This is a genomic window from Bergeriella denitrificans NBRC 102155, from assembly GCF_001592185.1.
Lineage (GTDB): Bacteria > Pseudomonadota > Gammaproteobacteria > Burkholderiales > Neisseriaceae > Neisseria > Neisseria denitrificans.
The window spans coordinates 1-5,115 of record NZ_BCWL01000155.1 but is presented as its reverse complement, the minus strand read 5'-3'; the positions used below and the strand labels follow the sequence as shown (position 1 = coordinate 5,115).

Below are 5,115 nucleotides of genomic sequence, written 5' to 3'. Positions count from 1 at the left end.
AGCTAAGGCCGTCTGAAAATACTATTGCACCGCCCTGCTATTTACTGTGTAAGAAACGCTGCGCCTCTTCCCACTCGCCCGCAATCAGCTGCGGCAGACCCTGCAGGGATTTGTTGATGGAATCGTCAATCAGTTGGCGGTCGGCGGCGCTGGGCTTGTTCAACACATAACCCACCACCAGATTTTTATCGCCCGGATGGTCGATGCCCAAGCGCAAGCGGTAGAAATTGGGCGTGCCGATACGAGCCTGAATGTCTTTCAGGCCGTTGTGGCCGCCGTTGCCGCCGCCGAGCTTAAACTTGATGCGGCCGCACGGAATATCCAATTCATCGTGTACCACCAAAATCTCTTCGGGCTTGATTTTGTAAAACTGCGCCAGCGCCGCCACCGCCTGGCCGGAGCGGTTCATAAACGTTGTCGGTTTCAGCAGCCACACATCGCCGCCCTCGCGGGCCTCGCGCGCCACCTGGCCGAAGAATTTTTTTTCGTCCTTAAACGCTGCCTTCCATTGCCAGACCAGCTCGTCCAGCAGCCAAAAGCCCACATTATGGCGGGTGTGTTCGTATTCCTGGCCGGGATTGCCCAGACCGACGATGAGTTTGATTTTATTCTCAGACATGATGTTCTTTACGCTAAAGGCCGTCTGAAAATCACGGTATTTTTCAGACGGCATTTCATTATTTATTTCGCTTCCCCGCGCACGCGGCGGCGGCGCGCTTCTTTCGGATCAACCAAAAGCGGGCGGTAGATTTCCACGCGGTCGTGCGCACGCAATACCGCATCGTCTTTCACCCGCTTGCCGAAAATGCCCAGCGGCGCGGCCTCTACGTCCAAATCGGGAAACTGCGCGGCCATACCGCTTTGCAGCACGGCTTCGCGGGCAGTCGTCCCCTCCGCCACCTGCACGCTCAGCAGCACCTGCCGCTCGGGCAGGCCGTAAACGATTTCAACCTCAAGCATAGCGGCGGTCGGCCTCCTTCACGAAAGCATCCACCAGCGTGCTGCTCAAATGGCTGAATACCGGCGACACCACCGCAGCCAGCAGGCCGCTGGAAAAATCATATTCCAGCTTAAACTCGACCTTGCACATATCCCCGCCCAAATCGATAAACTTCCACGTTCCGCGCAATACCTTAAACGGCCCTTCCAGCAAGTCCATACGGATTTCCTCGCCCGGAATATTGCGGTTGTGCGTCGCAAACGACTGCTGCACGCGCATATAGTCCATAAACAGGCGCGCCTTCAGCTCATTGCCGCTGCGCTCGATGACCTCGGTTTTACTGTACCACGGCAGAAACTTCGGATAATCCTCCACCCGGTCAACCAGCTCGAACATCTGCGCCGCGCTGTGCAGCACCAGCATGCTTTTCTCGATTTTTTTCATGAAAGGTAAAGCCAAAATGCGGAAAACCGCCATTATAGTCGGTGAACTTAAATCCCGCTACAGCGTCGGCCGCGCCTTGCAGCAGAATGAACGCACCGGCTATATATAAACGAAATCCGCAGATATTTTCAGACGACCTGTATCAGCGCAACGCACGCCGCGGTAGCGCATTCAACACCGCCGCCGCCACAATCAGCACCACCCCCGCATACTGCAGCCCGCCCAAACGCTCGCCCAGCAGCAGCGCCGCCAGCAACACCGCCGTCAGCGGCTCGAACACCGTAAACACCGAAGCCCTGGCCGCCGGCATTTTCTCCAAACCCTTCACAAACAGCGCAAACGCCGCCACCGTGCCCACCAAAGCCAGCGCCAGCGCCGACAACCACGCCGGCCAAGCCTGCCCCAGCAGCTTCCCGAAAGCCTGCCAGGTATCCGGCATCAGCAGCAACACCAGCGCCGAGCAGCCAATCGACGTAAAAAACACCCTCATCGGCGGATTGCCCGCCATCGCCCGTTTACCCAACACCCCGTAAAGCGCATAGCAGATGCCCGAGCCCAACCCCGCAGCGATGCCCACCGCATCCACCGCCGCGCCGCCCGTCATCGTCAGCCCCACGCCCGCAGCCGCCACCACCGTCAACACAGCCTGCCCCCGCGTAATCCCCTCACCCAAAAGCACCCGCGCAAAAATCAAGCTCCACACCGGCGCCGTATACAGCAAAGCCACCGCCAGCGACGACCCCACCCGCGCCACCGCCGCAAAATACAGCAGGCTCATGCCCAGCATACCGATAAACGACTGCACCGCCAGCATCGGCAGCTGCCGCAGCGTCAGCCCCCGCAGATACGGCCGGAAATAAGGCAGCGCCGCCAGCAGCAGAGCCGCCGCAATCACAATCCGCAAAGCCGCCACCTCCGCACCCTCAAACGACAAGCGGTTCAGCGCCGCCCCCAACACACCCAAGCTGCCCCAGCACACCGCCCCGGCGACCACCTGCAGCATACCCACCGTCTGCTTGTCCATATTTCTTCCTTTGCGATAAATATTCAGACGGCCCCATTGCAGCGGGGCCGTCTGAAAAACCGTTTTATATGTTTATCTTACATTATCTTACAGGATATACTGCAAACTTTTATCCGACAAACCATACGGTTTTCACCTGCATATACTGCTCGAACGCTTCCACGCCCTTATCGCGTCCGCCGAAACCCGACTGCTTATAGCCGCCGAACGGTGTCGCGGCATTGCCTTCCGAAAAGCCGTTCACCGATACCGTACCTGCACGGATTTTCCGGGCAACGCGGTGGGCGCGGGACAAGTCCTGCGTATAAAACGAAGCGGCCAGCCCATAAATGGTATCATTGGCCAAAGCCACCGCCTCTTCTTCGGTTTGGAAGGTGGTGATGCCCGAAATCGGCCCGAAGATTTCTTCGCGGAAAATCGTCATCTCCGGCGTGACGCCGTCAAAAATCGTCGGCTCGATATACCAGCCGCTGCCCAAATCGCTGCGGATGCGGCCGCCGATAACGGCTTTCGCGCCCTCTTTTGCCGCAATGTCCAGATAGCCGGCCACTTTTTCGAAATGGCGTTTTTCCACCATCGGGCCGAACGAGACGCCGTGTTCCCTCGGGTCGCCGACTTTCCATGCTTTGACCGCTTCCGAGAGCTTCTGCACCAGCTTGTCTTTGATTTTTTCGTCCACCAAAATCCGCGAGCCGCTACTGCAGTTTTCGCCCATATTCCAAAACGACGACGCCAGAATATGCGGCACAGCGCGGTCTAAATCGGCGTCATCAAAAATAATCTGCGGATTTTTGCCGCCGCACTCGAGCACCACTTCCTTCATATTGCTTTGGGCAGAATATTCCAGAAAATACGCACCGACTTCGGAAGAGCCGGTAAACGCCACCATATCGACATCGTGGTGCATACCCAGCGCGCGTCCGACTTTACTGCCCGAGCCGCATACCAAGGTCAATGCGCCCTGCGGCACGCCTGCTTCATAGGCCAGCTCAATCATGCGGTGTGCGCTCAAAGTCGTGATTGCGGCCGGTTTCACAATCACCGAATTACCCGCCGCCAAAGCCGGAGCCACTTTCCAGGCAAACATCAGCGCCGGGAAATTCCACGGCAGCACGCAGGCCACCACGCCGATGGGTTCGCGCACAATCATCGCCAGCGCGTCACTGCCCGTCGGCGCCATGCGGTCAAACGATTTATCCAGATATTCGGCATAAAATTCAAATGTTTCCACCGTAGCCGGCAAATCGGTGTTGAGACATTCGTCAATCGGTTTGCCCGCATCGATGCAGTCGAGCGCGGCCAATTCTTCCGAATGCGCCGCAATCAACGCCGACCATTTGAGCATGATTTTCCGGCGCTCGGCCGGTGCCAGCCCGGCCCATACCTGTTCGTCAAACGCCTTGCGTGCCGCGGCTACGGCGGCTTCGACATCTTCTTCGCCGCTGTCGGTGATATAGCCGGTTAGGCTGTTGTCAATCGGCGTCCGGTTTTCCAGACGGCGGTTGTGTCCGGCATAATCGGGAATCAAGTTCACCGCATTCAATCCGCCTTGCGCGGCGGCGGCAAAAATCTCTTGTATGCTTTTCATCTCTGTTTCCTCTGTATATAAATGCTGAATATCAATCACGATACCATGATGATGTGTGCGATTTGACTAAAAGCCGTCTGAAAAATCCAAAATCTGTTTTTTCAAACGGCTTTTGCCATCGATTATGCCGCAGCGGCCACTTCCGTTTTCAGACGGCCGATAATGTCGGCCAATTCTGCTTTCTGCCCGGCATCCAAATCCTGAAGCGGCAGGCGCACGCCGCCGGTTTTCAAGCCGGCCAGCTCGCAGCCGTATTTGATGGACTGCACGAATTTGCCGCTTTCCAGGAAATCCATAAACGGCATCATGGCTGCCATAATCTTGCGCCCTTTATCGAAATTCTTTTCAAGCACACAGGCTTCGTATAAGGCCACATGTTCGCGCGGCAGGAAGTTGGAGCCCGCGCACACCCAGCTTGATGCGCCCCAAGCGAAAAATTCCAGGGCTTGGTCGTCCCAGCCGCAAGAGAGCTGCAAATCGGGATAGCGGCAGGCCAGCATGTGCAGCTGGGCGGTGCTGCCCGAGCTTTCTTTAATCGCAACGAAATTTTTGGAAGCCGCAAATACGGTATCGAAAAATTCCTGCCCCATCATCACGCTCATGCGGCCGGGGTAGTTGTACAGCATGGCCGGCAAGCCCGCGGCTTTATCCACCGCCAAAGCATGTGCGGCGTTTTCCGCTTCGGTCGGCAGCGCATAAGGCGGCGAACCGATCAGCACCGCATCCGCGCCAATCTCCTTGGCCATCGCGCCCAAAGCCACCGAATCTTCCGTGCGGATGGCGCCGGTGCCGACCACCAGCGGCAGGCGGCCGTTGATGACTTCTTTCGCATAGCGGCTCAGCTCGAAACGCTCGTCCATCGTATGGGCATAGTATTCCCCGGTTGAGCCGCCGATGATGATGCCGTGCACTTTCTGCTCAATCAGATGCTCCAATACCGCAGCAAATGCGGCTTTGTCGATGCTGCCGTCTGCAGCCAACGGCGTTACAGCGGGCGTATAAATACCTTCGAATTTCATAATCGTTTCCTTTCCATCAAGGGGATAAAATCATTAAGCTAGGCCGTCTGAAAATGCGCATCTGAATGTTCAGACGGCATATAGTCGGAGAAATTAATTT

6 protein-coding genes are annotated in these 5,115 nt (G+C 56.9%); all 6 read right to left on the bottom strand.

Annotation, left to right across the window (positions count from 1 at the left end; translation table 11 throughout):
• Nucleotides 1–37 precede the first annotated feature (37 nt).
• Complete coding sequence (gene pth / locus BDE01S_RS08130; RefSeq protein WP_066079947.1) at nucleotides 38–619, bottom strand: aminoacyl-tRNA hydrolase; 582 nt, start codon at nucleotides 617–619, stop codon at nucleotides 38–40.
• A gap of 62 nt (nucleotides 620–681) precedes the next feature.
• The gene (locus BDE01S_RS08125) at nucleotides 682–960 is read right to left on the bottom strand and encodes an RnfH family protein (RefSeq protein ID WP_066079943.1); all 279 of its coding nucleotides are present in this window, start codon (nucleotides 958–960) and stop codon (nucleotides 682–684) included.
• Nucleotides 953–1,384, bottom strand: coding sequence for a type II toxin-antitoxin system RatA family toxin (locus BDE01S_RS08120; RefSeq protein ID WP_066079951.1), 432 nt, complete (start codon nucleotides 1,382–1,384; stop codon nucleotides 953–955). The genes BDE01S_RS08125 and BDE01S_RS08120 overlap by 8 nt, the downstream gene beginning before the upstream one ends.
• Nucleotides 1,385–1,526: 142 nt before the next feature.
• Nucleotides 1,527–2,408 (bottom strand): DMT family transporter, encoded by an 882-nt coding sequence (locus BDE01S_RS08115; protein ID WP_066079940.1) that lies wholly within the window; start codon nucleotides 2,406–2,408, stop codon nucleotides 1,527–1,529.
• A gap of 109 nt (nucleotides 2,409–2,517) precedes the next feature.
• Nucleotides 2,518–3,996, bottom strand: a complete 1,479-nt coding sequence (locus BDE01S_RS08110) for an aldehyde dehydrogenase (RefSeq protein ID WP_066079935.1) — start codon at nucleotides 3,994–3,996, stop codon at nucleotides 2,518–2,520.
• Nucleotides 3,997–4,118: 122 nt separating this feature from the next.
• Nucleotides 4,119–5,015, bottom strand: coding sequence for a dihydrodipicolinate synthase family protein (locus BDE01S_RS08105; protein WP_066079932.1), 897 nt, complete (start codon nucleotides 5,013–5,015; stop codon nucleotides 4,119–4,121).
• Nucleotides 5,016–5,115: the final 100 nt, after the last annotated feature.

Bases quoted from the DNA above. Each gene is read 5' to 3' on its own strand.
- BDE01S_RS08110 (WP_066079935.1), bottom strand. From the start codon at position 3,996: ATGAAAAGCATACAAGAGATTTTTGCCGCCGCCGCGCAAGGCGGATTG.
- BDE01S_RS08120 (WP_066079951.1), bottom strand. From the start codon at position 1,384: ATGAAAAAAATCGAGAAAAGCATGCTGGTGCTGCACAGCGCGGCGCAG.
- BDE01S_RS08105 (WP_066079932.1), bottom strand. From the start codon at position 5,015: ATGAAATTCGAAGGTATTTATACGCCCGCTGTAACGCCGTTGGCTGCA.
- BDE01S_RS08125 (WP_066079943.1), bottom strand. From the start codon at position 960: ATGCTTGAGGTTGAAATCGTTTACGGCCTGCCCGAGCGGCAGGTGCTG.
- BDE01S_RS08115 (WP_066079940.1), bottom strand. From the start codon at position 2,408: ATGGACAAGCAGACGGTGGGTATGCTGCAGGTGGTCGCCGGGGCGGTG.
- pth (WP_066079947.1), bottom strand. From the start codon at position 619: ATGTCTGAGAATAAAATCAAACTCATCGTCGGTCTGGGCAATCCCGGC.